This window comes from Pseudomonas sp. 21LCFQ010, assembly GCF_024129905.1.
In the GTDB taxonomy this organism is placed as follows: Bacteria; Pseudomonadota; Gammaproteobacteria; order Pseudomonadales; family Pseudomonadaceae; genus Aquipseudomonas.
In genome coordinates this window covers 74,103-90,946 of record NZ_JAMYDZ010000011.1, presented here as the reverse complement: position 1 = coordinate 90,946, position 16,844 = coordinate 74,103, and the positions used below count along the sequence as shown (strand labels likewise).

Sequence of the window (16,844 nt, the reverse complement as noted above, 5' to 3'; positions counted from 1 at the left end):
ATGGATATGCCCAAGGCTCCAGGATCCTCCGTCGTCGACTCCGGTGCCTATACCGACGTCAATCGTTTGTCTTCGCTCAAGGGCGGCGATAAGGACAGCCCGGAAAACCTGCGCAAGGTGGCCCGCGAATTCGAGTCGCTGTTTGTCAGTCAGATGCTCAAGTCCATGCGCTCGGCCAACGAGGTGCTGGCCAAGGACAATCCGATGAATACTGCCGCTACCCGCCAGTATCAGGATATGTATGACCAGCAGCTGGCGGTGACCCTGTCGACTCGCGGTAACGGTATCGGCCTGCAAGAAGTGTTGATGCGCCAGCTGTCTAAGGACAAGGGCGTGCAGCATGCACCGGCCGCGCCGACAGAGTCTGCCGAGGGCGGTGCGGCCGCTGAAAAGGCCGCTAACAAACCGGCTCTGGCAACTTCCATCTATCAGCAGCCGCTGTGGGCCAATCGTTCGCACTCGGCAGCCGGGGCTGATGCGGCTGCCAGCGCATCCGGTCAGACCCGTAACGACATGGCCATGCTCAACTCGCGGCGCCTGGCGCTGCCGGGCAAGCTCACCGACCGCTTGCTGGCCGGTATCGTACCGTCGGCCACGACCACGGTTCAGGATCAGCCCAATCACCGCATCAACGTGCCGGGCACTGGGTCGAATAAAGAGCTGATTGCCCGTGGCAACGGCGACTGGACGCGCAATCCCGAATTGGCTAATACCCCGGACATCTCCGCGAAGAGGGTGCAGACCCCGCTGGCGCCGGCCAAGCGCGCGTTTGGCAATTCCGACCAGTTTGTTGCGACCATGTTGCCGCTGGCCAAGGAAGCTGCAGCGCGTATCGGTGTCGACCCGGTCATGCTGGTAGCCCAGGCGGCGCTGGAAACCGGTTGGGGCAAGTCGATCATGCGCCAGAGTGATGGCAGCAGCAGCCATAACCTGTTCGGTATCAAGGCGATGGGGGGCAGTTGGAAGGGCGCTGAAGCACGGGCTATTACCAGTGAGTTCCGTGACGGCAAGATGGTCAAGGAAACGGCCAACTTCCGTGCCTATGACTCCTATGCCGACAGCTTCCACGACCTGGTGAGCCTGTTGCAGAACAACAGCCGCTATAAAGAAGTGGTCAATTCGGCCGATAACCCTGAACAGTTTGTAAAAGAATTGCAGAAAGCTGGCTACGCCACCGACCCGGACTACGCCAGCAAGATTTCGCAGATCGCCAAGCAGATGAAGAGTTACCAGAATTACGCTGCGGTAACCGACGCTTCCACGACTTTATAAAGGCTTGAACCATGTCGCTGATCAATATTGGACTTTCAGGGCTCAACGCCAGTAGCGCTGCAATCGCCACCATCGGCAACAACACGGCCAACGTGGATACCGCCGGTTACTCGCGCCAGCAGGTGATGACCACAGCTTCCGCGACTGTCCGCGTCGGCATTGATGTAGGCTATATCGGTACCGGTACGACTGTGTCTGATGTGCGACGCATCTATAACGGTTATCTGGATGGCCAGTTGCAGAAAAGTACGGCGTTGGGTGCCGAAGCCACTGCCTTTTCGACCCAGGCTAACAAGATCGATACGATGCTGTCCGATAGCACTACCGGGATCGCGGCACAGCTGGCGTCGTTTTTCTCGAAGTTGCAGGCTGTTTCGGCCAACGCTACCCAGTCTGCCGAGCGTTCGGCGTTGCTTGCCCAGGCCGGTGCGCTGAGCGCGCGACTCAATTCTATCTCCGGGCAGATGATTTCGCAGAATGACAATATCAACGCCCAGCTCGATAGTCTGGCCGGAAATGTCAATGCGCTGACCAGTACTATTGCAAGCTTGAACAAGCAGATTACCTCTGCCTCAGCAGGCAATATGTCTCCCAACAGCCTCCTCGATTCCCGCAACGAGGCAGTACGCAAGCTCAATGAGCTGATCGGCGTGACGGTGGTGGAGAACAGCACTGGCCTGGACATTTACACAGGCACCGGGCAGTCTTTGGTCGTAGCCGGCAGGGCTTACGAAATGGACGCGGCGCCTAGCTCCAGCGACCCGACCCAGTACAACCTGAAAATCTACTACGATAAGGTTCCGACTGATGTGACCAATGCTGTCACCGGCGGTACCATTGGCGGGTTGCTGCGTTATCGCTCCGAAGTTCTGGTACCGGCTGCCAACGAGCTGGGTCGTGTTGGTATCGCGTTGGCCGATCAGGTCAACACTCAGCTTGGCCAGGGGATCAACCAGAAAGGTCTGTTCGGCACCGGGTTGTTCAGCAACGTCAACTCCACGGGGGCTGGCGGTGCGATCACCCAGCGCAGTGTCGGGGCGGTAGGCAACAGTTCCGGCTCAGGTAATCTTAATGTCACGATCACTGACAGCAGCAAACTGACGGCTGACGATTATGAAGTGACGGTCAACTCTTCTGACCTTACCACTACGCCGCCTACCACACTCTACACCGTGCGGCGCCTGCCCAATGGAGAAACGGTCGGTACAGGTGACCTGTACGCGACGCCTGCACCTTCTTTCGAAGGTTTCTCGTTGTCGCTCAACGGTAATGGTCTGGCTGCCGGTGATGTATTCAAGGTAACCCCGACCCGTAATGGCGCAACCGGCATTTCGGTAATCATGACCGACCCGCAGGATTTTGCAGCAGCAGCACCGCTGACGGCATCTGCCGGCGTGAGCAACAGCGGTACCGGTGGCTTCAGTCAGCCAAAGCTGAGCACTGAACCGAATATCTATGATGCGACCGGTCTCAATGACTTGCAGACTGCGTTGAAAAGCTCCACACCGATGCGTCTGGTGATGGGCAGCGCCAGCAACGGTATACAGGACTACAAACTGGTTAACGCCCAGGGCGCTGACGTACTCGATGGCAGTGGCAACCCGATTTCCGGCACCATTATTCAGGGGCAAAGCAACACCCTGAAGTTTAATGTGGGCTACACCGGCAGCACTCCGGGGACCAAGTCGTTCGAATTCGAGATGACCATTTCCGGAACGCCTAACGCTAACGATACGTTCAGCGTCAGCCTGACCGGTGCCGGCTCCTCGGACAATCGTAATGCGGCCGCGCTGGCGGGTCTGCAGACCGAACGTACTGTGGGGGTGAGCGACGGCAGCCCCGGCTTCAGCCTGTCCAGTGCATATGGCAATCTGGTGTCCAATGTGGGCACTCAGGCAGCGCAGGGCAAGGCTGACGTTACGGCCACTGAAGCGGTTCTTGCCCAGGCCAAGACTGCACGTGACTCGGTGTCCGGTGTGTCGCTGGACGAAGAAGCTGCCAACCTGATCAAGTACCAGCAGTACTACACGGCCTCGTCGCAAATCATCAAGGCGGCGCAGAGCATGTTCAGCACGCTGATCAACAGTTTTTAAGGAGTCGTAGACCATGCGCATTTCAACCGGCCAGATTTACGAGACCTCGGCAGCCAATTACCAGCGTAACTACGCCAAATACATCAAGTCTGGCGAAGAAGTCAGTAGCGAGACCAAGCTCAACACGGCCAGCGATGATCCGATCGGAGCTGCGCGGGTGCTGCAGCTCAATCAGCAGAACTCGCTGTTGACCCAGTACGCGGCCAATATCAATACGGTCAACACCAACGGTGCGAATTCCGAAACGGCCCTCAAAAGTATCGAGGATGCCTTGCAGACCGCGCGTGAGCTGGTTATCAAGGGAGGCAACGGCGCATATACCGATGCTGATCGCCTGTCCACGGCCAACGAGCTGCGCGAACTGCAGAAGACTATTTTGGGGCTGATGAATACACAGGACGCCAGTGGCCTGTACCTGTTTTCCGGTTCTGACGGATCGCAGCCTCCGTACTCTACCAACTCAGATGGCTCTTACAGCTATCACGGCAATCAGACATCTGTAGGGCTGGCGGTGGGCGAGGGCTTGTCACTGGCCAGTAACGTGACAGGCTGGGAAGCATTCGAGCAAGCAGTCAACACCACCCGCACCACTGCCAGCCTGACTTCGTCAACTACTGATAATGGCAAGGTCGGCCTGACTGCCAGTACCGTGTCGTCGACATCCACCTACAATGCCACCTTTCTGGGCGGTGAACCCTATGAGGTGTCGTTTGTCAGCGGCCCCAAGTTGCTGATCACTGACAAAAACGGTGTTGATGTCACCAGCGACTCGAGCACCGCAGGTAGCTTCCAGTTCAATAGCGGCGCAGCCCAGACCATTACCTTCCGCGGGGTGGATCTGACGCTCAATATCAATCTGTCGGCCGCCGAGTCTGCCAGCGCCGCTGCTGCCGAAACGGCGCTGCAGTGGCCTGCCACGCAAACTCGTACCTACACGCTGGAGTCGACGCCGCCGGCCATCAGTACCGCTCGTAGTCCCGGTAATACCTCGACGGCGACCATCACCAAGGCCGAAGTCGGTCAGTTACCGGCTGACAAGACGGCGTTCAATAACGTGTTCCCGGCGGCAGGTGCTCGCCTTGAATTTTCGGTGAGTGGCGGCGTAACTACCTACGAGTTGTACGCCATGCCTAAAAGGGCCGGCGATACGGCGTTTGCTTCGGGAACCGGTGCCGGACCGACCATCAAGGCGGGTGGTGTAGAATTTACCATCAGTGGCACGCCGCAAAATGGCGACACCTTTGTAGTCGAGTCCAATACCCACCAGACCCAGAACGTACTTAACACGCTTTCTGACATCATTACGGCATTCAGTACTCCGGCTGACGGTAACCTGGTCGCTACACAAAAAATGGTCTCCGCGGTCACTTCGGCACTGGGTAACCTCACCAGTGGTACCGAACAGGTTTCCACGGCTATTTCGGCGATCGGATCGCGCATGGTTGCTGCCCAGGCGCAAGGCATTACCAATGACCTGCTCAAGGGTAACAATCAGCTTGAGTCTGATTCGTTCACCAAGGCTGACCCATTTGAGTCCGCATCACGCATGACTTTGCAGAAAACCATGCTTGATGCGTCGCAACAGGTTTTCCTGCAAACCTCCAAGCTGAGCCTGTTCAGCATGCTGTAAGCGTACTGCCTGCAGCATTCTTCAGCCGTCTTTTTTCAGTGGCAAAGGGGAGGCTCGCCTGGTCGGTATCCCCTGCCGTTTGCGAGCCCTCACTGTGAACCCAGCACCTCTCGTCAGTCTCGTCATTCCTGCAGCACACCCGCGTTTCTTCCGCGCCGCTTTACAGAGTGCTCTTGATCAAACCTGGGAAGCACTGGAAATCATTGTCTGTGATGATTGCCAGACGGGCGAAGTCAAAGCCATCTTCGATGAATTGGTTGCCTCCGCAGATCCTCGTGCACGTTATGTCGCCAACTCGCAGCGTCTGGGGTTTGAGGGCAATCTGCTCAAATGCCTCGCCGAGGCCCGTGGAGAGTTCATCAAATTCCTGTGTGATGATGATCTGCTTTATGCGACCTGCGTTGATTCGCAGGCTCGGGCGTTGATTCAGAATCCGGACGCAGCTCTGGTGACCGGCTGGCGTTTGCTGATCGACAGCGATGACCGATTATTGCCTGCACGCATGGAGAACTCTACGCTGGTGCCCTACGATGCGCTTTTCATGGGTAATGACATGCTGGCGTTGTTCAAGAAAACGCTGCGCAATTACCTTGGTGGGTTTAGCTGTGCCTTGATGCGCAAAGCGGATGTTGACGAGCTTTTGCCCGCACTGGCTCAACCCGGGCAAGGTTTTTTGGGGCTGCTGGACTTCGCTTTGTTCTTGTGCCTGCTGCGCCGCGGACATCTGATTGCTTTGAGTGCTGGCTCATCGTCCGAACGTTTGCATCCGGATCGCCTGAGCAAGCGGCCTGATGTATTGAGTGGTATCAACACGCAGTGGCAGTGGCTAGAGCAGATGCTGGAAGCGCGCGAGGGTGAAGCGCCGCCAGCGCCAGGTTATGTGCGCTTCGTTTCGATGCGCAATGCATCTCAGCAGCCGCGTGATTGGGATGAGGTGTCTCTTTATAACCTGTTGGGCGCTCGCCAGGGCGTGGCAAGTCATCGGGTTGGGTGCGACGCTCAAAGCTATACCGAACTGTACACCGAGTGGCTGGCTTGCCGGACCTATACCCCGGCGCAGAAGAAGCTCTTGGCGCGACGAATTGATTCCTGGTCATGGCAGCCACGGATTGTTCCGATCATCATTGATGAGTACGGCGACGCTGAATCGGTAGAAGTGACTCTGGAGAGCCTTGCCAGCCAGGACTATCCGGCTCAGTCCGTGGTGTTGCTCAGTCATGGTGAGTACGGTGAAGTAGGCCGCGTGCTGCGTTTCGAACTTCAGAATGACTGGGTCGTGCAGGTCAGCGAAATTCTGCCACTACTGGAGCACGCAGACTGGGTTTACCTGCTGCGCGCCGGAGACCGGCTGGTCGAGCCGGCGTTGTTGGTGCTGGCTGAGCGAGTGGCGCAGACATCAGGGCTCAAGTGCATCTACAGCGACGAAGGCGCGATATGCGGTGTCGAGTCGGTCGAGCCGATCTTCAAGCCGGACTTCAATCTGGACCTGATGCGTGCCTATCCGTATGTTGGGCGAGTATTGGCCTTTGAGCGCCAGTATCTACTGGAAAGCGGTCTGGATCCTCGGCACGGTGAATTGGCGCCCCACGATGCAATCTGGCGTTTGGTAGAGGCTGTCGGTCCGCATACCGTGGGGCACATTGCCGAAATTCTGGTCGAATCAAAATTCGGTTTCTCTGAGTGGCTGTCGCTGCCTCAGGTCGTGCAAGGCAGCGAGCCGCTTGTGGCGGCTCATTTACGGCGTATTGGTGTCGAGCACGTCATTCGGCACGACCGCTTGCCGTTGCTCAATCGTATCGAGTACCGGCACGCTGAACAGCCACTGATTTCGATCATTGTGACCATTCGGGATCAGTTGGGTGCATTGGAGCGGTGTCTTGAAAGCGTGTTTACCCATACGGCGTATCCGCATTACGAAGTATTGATTGTCGATCGTAACAGTCAGACTGACGAGGCGCGTGGATGGCTCTCGGCCATGGCTGGGCTAGGCAGTGATAAGTTACGCATCATATCAGCTGGCAATGATAATGATGCTGTGGCGTTAAATCTCGCTGCGCAGCATGCGCGTGGCGACTATCTGCTGTTGCTCAGTGCGTACACGATTATCTGCGAGTCGGACTGGATTGGCGGTTTGTTAAACCATGCCTTGCGACCCGAGGTTGGAATCGTCGGTCCACGGATTGTCGATACGCAAGGGCGCAATCTGTATGCCGGACTTGTGCTGGGTATGGAGGGTATCGTCGGCAGGCCCGGGCTTTACACCGATCAGGCAGAGCCAGGTTATTTGCACCGGCTGGAACTGACACAGAACTGGAGTGCGCTCAATGGCAGTTGCCTGATGGTGCGCAAGGAGGTCTTCAATGCTGTCGGACCTCTGGATGAGCAGATGCTGACTTTGGGCTTCAATGATCTTGACCTCTGCTTGAGCGCCGGTCGTCAAGGTTATCTGGTGGTCTGGACGCCTGACAGTCGTGTCATTTTGCTTGATCATTCAGCACCTGAGCGCTCTACCGGGTTTCACGAACGGTTACGTCAGGAGCAACAGGACTTCTGTCGGAAGTGGCTGGCGCAGTTGTCTCTTGACCCGGCTTATAATCACAATCTGGCCTTGACCGAGGCAGGCTCGTTTCAGCTTGAGCCTGGGTTGAAGACCGGTTGGAATCCTTTCTGCAGTCGGCATTTGCCCTGCATTCTGGGGATGGCGATCAATACTTCGGCGGTAGGGCATTATCGGCTCAGTCAGCCGCTGCTGGAGCTTCAGGCAGCCGGACGAGTGGTCGGACGCATGACCTACGAGACACCGTCGATCGCGGAAGTTGAGCGCCTGTCGCCTGATGTAGTGGTTATTCAGGGTCGATACAGCGAAGCAAAATTGCCTGACATTGAGCGGATCAAGGCATTTTCCAATGCCATGCGCATATTCGAGCTGGATGATTACATCATTGATGTACCGCTCAAGAATGAGCATCGCCGCAGCATGCCAGATAACATGGAAAGTGTCTTGCGTCGGGGGATGGGCATGTGTGACCGGGTAGTGGTGTCGACCCAGCCGCTGGCCGATGCGCTATCGAGCATGCACAGTGATATTCGCGTGGTGCCGAATATGCTGGCGCCAAACATGTGGGATGGCCTCAGGAGCTCACGGCGCACCTCCGACAAGCCGCGAATCGGCTGGGGTGGGGGCACCAGCCATAGGGGGGACCTGGAGTTGATTGCCGAAGTCATTCGTGAACTGGCCGATGAGGTCGAGTGGGTGTTCTTCGGCATGTGTCCGGACCTTCTGCGTCCATACATCCATGAATACCACAAAGCGGTACACCTCCCTGCGTATCCGGCCAAACTCGCCAGCCTCAATCTGGATCTGGCTGTGGCGCCTCTCGAAACGCATATCTTCAACGACTGTAAAAGCAACTTGCGTTTGCTTGAATATGGCGCATGCGGCTACCCAGTAGTGTGTAGCGACACCCTGGCTTATCGGGGGCATTTACCGGCGACCCGGGTCAAGAGCAACAATACGCAGGAGTGGCTGGAAGCAATTCGCATGCATTTGTCCGATCCGGATGCCAGCTACCGGATGGGCGATGAGCTGCGTGAAACGGTGCTGCGCGACTTCATGTTGCGTGATGAGAACCTGCAATACTGGGCCAATGGCTGGTTGCCGGACTGAAATGATGACAGGAAAGACTATGCACAACATGAGTTCCGACGAAGCAGTATCATCGATCCCGCGTTTGACTCTGGTCCTGGTGGCGGACAACCAGGCAGATTTCCTGCGTCGTGCCCTGACCTGGTATCGAGACCTGCCTGTGAGCATCAAGGTGCTTGATGCCTCTTTGCAGCGGGATAATGATGCTGCAGCCTGGCCCGGGGTCGAATACCTGCATCGTCCTGCTTTGGCTGGTACCGGCTTGCTCAGTCGGGTCGTAGAGGGCGTTGCTCAAGTAGATACGCCCTACGTGGTGTGGGCTGATGCGCAGAGTTTCCTGCTGCCTGCCGGATTGCAGCAGGCTGTTGCATTTCTTGATGCTCATCCTGAATATGGGGCTTGTCAGGGTTACAGCCTGACCTACGAAGCCCATGTTGATCGGGTTGATTATTTTCTGCGTGATCGCAAGGTGCTGGACGAACACGATCTGGGTACCCGGGTTGAGCGCGTCGAGCGTTTCATGGCGCAGAGTGTGCCGTTGCAGCATGCGGTGAGCCGAACCGGGTTGCTACAAGGCTGGTTCGCTGCGTTGCCGGCAGATGTGCAAAGCCATTGGCAGGAAATCGGCCTGGGGTTTTACCTCAATTGTGTCGCCCCGGTGCGGGTCCTGGCGGTGCCTTATGCCCTGCATTTGGAGGCTGGCAAGTCTCAGGTTGCGCATGTTGAGGCTGCGCAGGGCGCTCTCGTACATATCGACCCCAAGGCGCGGGCGGGGCGTGAAGCCTGTGCTGCGATCGTGCTCAACGCGCTTGGTGCGGACACGGCGCAGGCAGCCGAGGCAATTCGCGCAGGGTTTGAGGCTATGGCCGTCAGCCTGAAAAAGCGTCCCTATCAAGCCAATGAGAAGCTTGTCAGTTCAGTCTGGAGCGTTGTACTTGATGCTGGGGAGCCGAATTTCGAACCGCGCCAGTATCTGGAGATGCCGTTTTATTCCCAGTCGTTTTACGACGATCTGGCGCATGCCGAGTTTCTGATTCATGCCTTGCCAGCCGGTAAAGTGCAACTACGCGAAGTTGAGGCTGCATTGCTGCGCCAGGCCGAGCTGTGCGGGCCCCGTAGCGACTCCGATGCCGAGTCCTTGCTGGGGCGTCTGTTTCAGGCCTATGCCCTCTATGCCTTCAACGACAGTGTTGTTCGGCGTCTGGAGCAGCAGTTACCGCACGACAAGTCAATCAAGGACAAGGACAGGCCTGAGCTGATCGAGCAACTATCGGCCTGGGGGCAACGGCTACGGGCGGTTGGTGCGCAGGACAATGACCTGTTGCTCTCGGATATGCCTTCGGGGCGTGTGCTCTCCTGGTTGGACTCACGCGCTCCAGACACAGCATTGCTTGCCAGTTTGCAGGCGCGTCAGGCCAGTCAGCCCAAAGGCTCGCAGATCGGTATCCTGCTGCTTGATCTAGAAGCTGACATCTTCAAGCTGCAGTCAACTTTCGACAGCTTGCTCAGTGGTCATTACCGAAATTTCAAGGTGGTGGTATTCACCACTGGAGAACTGCCAGCGGTGACCACGCTGCAGCACACCCTGCACTTTGTGAAAGTCACTACCGGCAACTATATCGACCGGATCAACCAGATAATCAAGCAGTCCACCAGCGACTGGCTGATGCTCGCACAATCCGGGGAGCAATTTACGCCGGCCGGTCTGCTGCTTGCCAGTGATGAGCTTGTCGAAGCCTACCATTGTCGCGCTGTCGCAGTGGACAGTATCCATCGTCAGCCTGACGGTACCCTTGAAGCTGCCTTGTTGCCCGACTTCAATCTTGATTTGCTGCAGAGTGTTCCTGGCTATGCAGCACGTCATTGGCTGATACGTCGCGAGGCGCTGCTCGAGGCGGGTGGTTATTCACGTGAATATCCTCTGGCGCTCGAGTTTGACCTGTTGCTTCGTCTGATCGAACTGGGCGGTCTGGAAGGCCTGGCGCACCTCAGTGAACCGGTATTGATCTGCAATGCGCCGGAACTGGCAGTCAATGACGATGAGCGCAAGACCCTCCTCCGTCATCTGGCAACCCGCGGCTATCAGGCAGAAGTCAACTCTCTACTACCTGGTGCCTGGAAGATCGACTACCGTCATGAGCATCGCCCGTTGGTATCGATCCTTATTCAGAGCCAGGATAACCTCGCAGAGCTGCAACGCTGCCTGAACAGTCTGTTGCAGCGTACACGCTATCAGCGGTTTGAGGTGCTGATCGGCGATAACAACAGCTGTTCCCCGGAGCTTTTCGCCTGGTTGGAGCAGCAGGAGAAAATTTCCAGCAGAATTCGTGTATTCCGCGCCGACCAGCCGATGAGTGCAGTGGCGATGCTCAATCAGCTCAGCGTGCAGGCGCAGGGGGAATATCTGGTGCTTCTCGATGCGCAGAGCCAGATCGTTAACGTCGGCTGGATCGAGTCGATGCTCAATCAGGCCCAGCGTCCTGAAATCGGGGTGGTGGGAGCCAAACTGATCGATCCGGACGGCAATGTGACCCAGGCGGGTCTGATTCTCGGGTTCAATGGCGGTGTTGGCTCGGCTTTCATCGGTGAGCCTAAAGATTCCAGAGGTTACATGCAGCGTCTGGTTATCGAGCAGAATTATTCGGCGGTTTCGATGGCTTGTATGATGATCGACAAAGCGTTGTTCAATGCTGTAGGCGGTCTGGATGAAAATGAATTCGCGCAAGCGTTCGCTGATGTCGATTTGTGTCTCAAGATCGGACAGGTCGGCGGCATGACGGTCTGGACGCCGCAAGTGCAAGTGATTCATCCTGGGACCGTGGTGCAGTCGGCCAGTGCGCTGGACAGTCTGCGTAGCAAGTGGGCAGGTGTTTTTGAGTGCGATACCGCCTATAACAGACACTTTGCGCAACAGGGCGCAGGGTTTACGTTGCACAGCGTTGTCTGAGAGTCGTCGATAAGTGGCAAGAGTGACTTGGGTGGCATGAAATGCCCTCAAGTCGCTCGTTCCAGCTCATTCAGGCACTGTGCACATCTACGGCATGTTGTGTTGCTGTGTTTCACTGGGTTCATGGCCCTGCCTCACAAGGCGCATTCCAATCCCGCCACCAATCGCAAAGCACGCTTTGCGCAGTGACCTGCAGGCGCAAACGTGCATCTGTTGACTAGCGCGGTACAGGGAGCGAAGTCAGCCTGACTTGCTTATTCGTGGCCTCCCCCCTGAAAATATCCGTCACAAAACTTTTCCGTGAGCGCCTGAGTGCTTCAGGACGCCTGTTCCGCCGTTTATTTATTTGGGAAGCCACGATGATTGGCATAAAAAGCATAGCGAGTTATGTGCCCGCTGCGGGGGTCGACAACTACGCGCAAGGCGCCAAATTTGGCAAGGATGAGGAATTCATCCTGGGCAAGATCGGCTCCACCTTTTTGCCGCGCAAGGACGATGCGCAGGAAACCTCGGACCTGTGTGTCGAGGCTGTCAACAAGCTGTTGGCCAGCAATCCTCAACTGGCTCGCGACGCCATCGATGTACTGATCGTCGTTACCCAGAATGGCGACGAAGAGGGCTTGCCGCATACAGCTGCCATCGTACAGGACAAACTGGGCCTTTCGACTCGCGTGGCGGCTTTCGATATCTCGCTGGGCTGCTCGGGTTATGTTTACGGTATCTATGCCATCAAGGGTTTCATGGAGGCGGCCGGTCTGAAGAATGGTGTGTTGGTCACCGCTGATCCCTATTCGAAGATTGTCGACCCGCAAGATCGCAATACCACCATGCTGTTCGGTGATGCGGCCACGGCGACCTGGCTGGGAGAGGATGCAGCCTGGCAGTTGGGCAAGGCACGGTTTGGTACTGACGGATCGGGTGCGCCGCATCTGAAGGTCAGTAATGGTGTGTTTTATATGAACGGCCGTCAGGTGTTCAACTTTGCTTTGCTCAAGGTGCCGGCGCACCTGCATGAGTTGCTCGACGAGTCAGGTCTGAAGCCTGAGGATATCGATGCCTTTTGTATTCATCAGGGCAGTGCGGCAATTGTCGATGCGGTAGCGCGGCGATTTGAAGAGCAGCCTGAGAAATTCGTCAAGGATATGGTCGAGACGGGCAATACCGTGTCGTCGAGTATCCCGCTACTGATTGAAAAACACGTTTTGGGCTCTGGCTGGAAGCGGGTCGCTTTGAGTGGCTTCGGCGTTGGGCTGTCCTGGGGTTCGGCAATTATCTATCGGAGCTGATCGTTTTGCGTCGTTCGCGCCCGGCAGTCGATGGCCGGGCGCTGCTGTTTTTGCCGCAGGATTTTTCTTCTGGCTTTGCCAAACGGGTCTCGTTTTAGTTGGGCTCAAAGGTTTTTAAGTGGCTATTGTGAAGCCGTGGGGATGAGCTAACTGCTTGTTTTGGCTGGCCGCTCGACTGATAGCTAAAAAAAATCAAAAAAACCCTCAAGCAACTTGCCATGACGACGATAACTATTACGAAGGTTCTCTAGGCACACCCGGCGCTCGCAGGGGCCGGAAGCCACGCAGCAATCAAACCAACGAGGAATTCATCATGGCTTTAACAGTAAACACCAACGTTGCCTCCTTGAACGTACAGAAGAACCTGGGCCGGGCTTCCGACGCACTGTCGACTTCCATGACCCGTCTGTCTTCCGGCCTGAAAATCAACAGCGCCAAAGACGACGCCGCCGGCCTGCAGATCGCTACCCGTATCACCTCGCAGATTCGTGGTCAGACCATGGCGATGAAAAACGCCAACGACGGTATCTCGATTGCTCAGACTGCTGAAGGCGCCCTGCAAGAGTCGACCAACATCCTGCAGCGTATGCGTGAACTGGCCGTCCAGTCGCGAAACGACAGCAACAGCTCGACTGACCGTGACGCTCTGAACAAAGAGTTCAAGCAGATGAGCGACGAGCTGACCCGTATCGCCAACAGTACCAACCTGAACGGCAAGAACCTGATCGACGGTACTGCCAGCACCATGACCTTCCAGGTCGGTTCCAACACTGGCAGCTCGAACCAGATCACTCTGACCCTGAGCTCCAGCTTCGACGCTTCTACTCTGGGTGTGGGTTCGACCATCACCATCGCCGGTTCGACCAGTGCTGCCGCCGAGACCAACTTCTCCGCAGCCATCGCTGCAATTGACTCGGCTCTGTCGACCATCAACTCGACTCGTGCCGACCTCGGTGCTGCACAAAACCGTCTGACCAGCACCATCTCCAACCTGCAGAACATCAACGAAAACGCCAGTGCTGCACTGGGCCGTGTACAAGACACCGACTTCGCTTCTGAAACTGCCCAGCTGACCAAGCAGCAGACTCTGCAGCAAGCTTCGACTTCGGTTCTGGCTCAGGCCAACCAGCTGCCTTCCGCTGTACTGAAACTGCTCCAGTAATTCTGGGGTGAGCACAAGCGAGGGGGTGCGATTGCGTACTCCCTCGCTTTTTTACTTTCTGAGGTAGCAGACAATGGATATGAGCGTCAGATTGAATTTGTCTTATCCGGCCGCTAAACCAGCGAGCGAAGCTGTCGTGTTGGATAAGGTGGCTGCGAAACCTCCGGTTGTCGAAGCTCAGGCTGCGTCAGCAGAGAGTAAAAGCTCGCAGCAGGACGACGATGAGAAGGTCAAGGCGGCAGCCGCCGAAATCCAGAAGTTTCTTCATACGATTCAGAGAAATCTGGAGTTTTCAGTCGATGAGGATTCAGGCAGGGTGGTGGTCAAGGTCATTGCCAGCGACACCGGTCTGGTGATTCGACAGATTCCCAATGAGGAAGTCTTGAAGCTGGCCGAAAGCCTGAATGAGGCTAACAGTACTCTGTTCAGTGCTGAAGCCTGATCACTGGCACGAAACTTGTTGCGGATTTTTTGTGCTCCTTACGGGGCCAGAAAATCGGCAGTCTATGAAGGGAGACGTACATGGCAAGTCCAATTACTTCGACGGGCATTGGTTCGGGTCTGAAGATCGGTGAAATGGTGACTGCGCTGGTGGATGCCGAAAAGGCTGCCAAGCAGAAGCAGATCACTACCCAGACCAATATTCAAAAGTCTTCATTGACTGCTGTCGGTCAGCTCAAGTCGGCTTTGGCGGCATTTCAGAGTTCCATAAAAAGCTTGGGTGACAGTTCTTCTACTGCATTCCAGGCATTTGCGGCAAAATCGTCAAATGATTTGATAGTCAAGGCCACCGCTGGTAACGATGCGGTTGCGGGCACTTACAGTATCAAGATTGATAACCTGGCAACTTCTTCAAAGGTGGGCAGTGCTTCGCTCAACGCCGCTCAGGTGAGTGCTATTCCGAGTGGTCAGTTGACGATCACTCAAAATGGCATTGACTCGGTGGTCAAGCTCGATAACACCATGACCTTGCAGCAGGTGCGTGATCAGATCAATACGCAAATGCAAGGCAAAGGCATCAGTGCCAACATCATCAATGATGCCAATGGTTCCCGTCTGGTGCTGGGTTCTACTACTACCGGTCTGGGTAGCGATATCAGTGTGAAGGGCAGTGGTGATATCGGCTCATTGCTGGATGTCGACGGTACCCAGATAATGAGCGGTACGGGGGCTGGTACGATTGGTGAGTTGGCCAAGGATGCAAAGTTCAGCATCGATGGTCTTGCACTGACCAGTTCGAAAAATACCGTCGAGAATGCCATCTCCGGTCTCAAGCTGGAACTGAATGCTGCAACGCCGACTGGTGGTGTGGCTACGACAGTTACGGTGGCCACCAATACCGATGGTCTCAGAACTTCGCTGCAGGGTTTCATCGACTCCTACAATACCGTGGTCAGGTTGGTTGATACCTTGACCAAGGGCACCATGACAGACGGCAAGTTTACAGCGGCTGCATTGACTGGTGATTCAACGCCGCGCAATATTCTTGCGGCTATGCGCAAGGAAATTGCGGCCTCCTCAGCGACAACGGGTCTGACGGCGCTCTCGCAGCTCGGCATCATGACTGACCAAAAGTCTGGTACCTTGTCGCTGGACACTACCAAGTTCAATAAAGCTATCGGCGACAAGGAGTTCGGTAGCAAAATCCAGGACTTTTTCGCTGGTGATAGCGGTCTTATCAAGCGTCTCGACAAGGCCGTCGAGCCCTTCACGCAGGCCGGTGGTGTGTTGGCGCTCAGGGAGAGCAGTCTGGGCAGGATCGGCAAGCGTCTGGAAGCTGACCAGGAAGCGCTCGACTTCCGGATCGAAAACCTGACCAAAAGCCTGACCAAGAAATACAACGCCATGGACCTTGTCGTGGCGCAGCTCAAGGCGACCGGAAATAACATCACTTCGATCTTCGAAGCCATGAACGCGCAGAAGAATGCTTCATGATGACGGTGTGACGACAAAAACTCGACCTCGTGTCGAGTTTTTGTTTGGGCGCTAAAGTTTTTTTATGGTGCGTCGATAGTATTGATATACAGAGTTTGTCAGCCCACGAGGTCTCCCATGAATCCCATGATGGCGTTGCGTCAATACCAGAAAGTCGGTTCCCATGCACAGACGTCCGAGGCCAGTCCTCATCGTCTGGTTCAGATGTTGATGGAGGGCGGTCTTGATCGTATTGCTCAGGCCAAAGGCGCCATGTCGCGTAAGGAAGTGGCCAACAAAGGGGTATTGATCGGTAAGGCTATTGCGATTATTGGTGGGCTGCGTGAGGGTCTTGATCTGGATAACTATGCCAGTGACGCGTTGCGTAATCAGGACAACCTGTACCACTACATGATGAAGCGTCTTAGCGAAGCCAACATCAAGAACGATCAAAATATGCTTGATGAAGTGGCTGGCCTGCTGATCACCGTCAAAGAGGGGTGGGATGCCATTGGCCCTAGCCCGGTATCAGCTCCGACGTTGTGATCTGTGCTGAGGAGTGAATGCAATGAGTGCTGCGCTGCAACGTATCGAAGAAACCCAGGAAGCGCTGCTTGAGGCTCTGGCTGTGCGTAACTGGGAGGCGATTACCCAACTCGATCTGGCTTGTCGTGAGTGTGTCGAGACGGTGGTAGAGCACGCAGCGCCCGATGATGAGAAGTTGCGCGGCAAACTTGAGGAGTTGCTCGGGGTCTACCGGCAGTTGATTGACGTCGCGGTCGGCGAGCGTCAGGCAATCGTCGATGAGATGTCAGAGATTCAGCGAGCCAAAAACGCTACGAAGGTATACCATTTGTTTGGCTGAGTTGGATTGTCGGACACAAAACACGCCAT

The 16,844-nt window shown here is 56.0% G+C and carries 11 protein-coding genes; all 11 read left to right on the top strand.

Translation table 11 applies throughout. The features are described from left to right. The 11 genes from flgJ to NJC38_RS14735 all read left to right on the top strand — a co-directional run bounded on the left by flgJ (position 1) and on the right by NJC38_RS14735 (position 16,815). Positions 1 to 1,272 carry a flagellar assembly peptidoglycan hydrolase FlgJ gene (gene flgJ / locus NJC38_RS14785; RefSeq protein ID WP_253115368.1) on the top strand — a complete coding sequence of 424 codons (1,272 nt, stop codon included), beginning with the start codon at positions 1 to 3 and terminating at the stop codon, positions 1,270 to 1,272. An 11-nt stretch (positions 1,273 to 1,283) separates the two neighbouring features. Then, positions 1,284 to 3,365, top strand: a complete 2,082-nt coding sequence (gene flgK / locus NJC38_RS14780) for a flagellar hook-associated protein FlgK (RefSeq protein WP_253115366.1) — start codon at positions 1,284 to 1,286, stop codon at positions 3,363 to 3,365. 13 nt (positions 3,366 to 3,378) lie between these two features. Then, positions 3,379 to 4,995 carry a flagellar hook-associated protein 3 gene (locus NJC38_RS14775; RefSeq protein ID WP_253115364.1) on the top strand — a complete coding sequence of 539 codons (1,617 nt, stop codon included), beginning with the start codon at positions 3,379 to 3,381 and terminating at the stop codon, positions 4,993 to 4,995. 94 nt (positions 4,996 to 5,089) lie between these two features. After that, the gene (locus NJC38_RS14770) at positions 5,090 to 8,662 is read left to right on the top strand and encodes a glycosyltransferase (protein ID WP_253115361.1); all 3,573 of its coding nucleotides are present in this window, start codon (positions 5,090 to 5,092) and stop codon (positions 8,660 to 8,662) included. A gap of 19 nt (positions 8,663 to 8,681) precedes the next feature. Then, the gene (locus tag NJC38_RS14765; protein WP_253115359.1) at positions 8,682 to 11,588 is read left to right on the top strand and encodes a TIGR00180 family glycosyltransferase; all 2,907 of its coding nucleotides are present in this window, start codon (positions 8,682 to 8,684) and stop codon (positions 11,586 to 11,588) included. 359 nt (positions 11,589 to 11,947) lie between these two features. After that, on the top strand, positions 11,948 to 12,874 hold the full coding sequence (locus NJC38_RS14760; RefSeq protein ID WP_253115476.1) for a ketoacyl-ACP synthase III: 927 nt from the start codon (positions 11,948 to 11,950) through the stop codon (positions 12,872 to 12,874). 313 nt (positions 12,875 to 13,187) lie between these two features. Then, positions 13,188 to 14,036, top strand: coding sequence for a flagellin domain-containing protein (locus tag NJC38_RS14755; RefSeq protein WP_253115357.1), 849 nt, complete (start codon positions 13,188 to 13,190; stop codon positions 14,034 to 14,036). Positions 14,037 to 14,109: 73 nt separating this feature from the next. Then, the gene (locus NJC38_RS14750; protein ID WP_253115355.1) at positions 14,110 to 14,478 is read left to right on the top strand and encodes a flagellar protein FlaG; all 369 of its coding nucleotides are present in this window, start codon (positions 14,110 to 14,112) and stop codon (positions 14,476 to 14,478) included. An 80-nt stretch (positions 14,479 to 14,558) separates the two neighbouring features. Continuing rightward, entirely contained in the window at positions 14,559 to 15,971 is a 1,413-nt protein-coding gene (gene fliD, locus NJC38_RS14745) for a flagellar filament capping protein FliD (RefSeq protein ID WP_253115353.1), read from the top strand. 117 nt (positions 15,972 to 16,088) lie between these two features. After that, positions 16,089 to 16,496: a flagellar export chaperone FliS gene (fliS, locus tag NJC38_RS14740; protein ID WP_253115352.1), complete on the top strand. Its 408-nt coding sequence runs from the start codon at positions 16,089 to 16,091 to the stop codon at positions 16,494 to 16,496. 22 nt (positions 16,497 to 16,518) lie between these two features. Then, on the top strand, positions 16,519 to 16,815 hold the full coding sequence (locus NJC38_RS14735) for a flagellar protein FliT (RefSeq protein WP_045489418.1): 297 nt from the start codon (positions 16,519 to 16,521) through the stop codon (positions 16,813 to 16,815). Positions 16,816 to 16,844 lie beyond the last annotated feature (29 nt).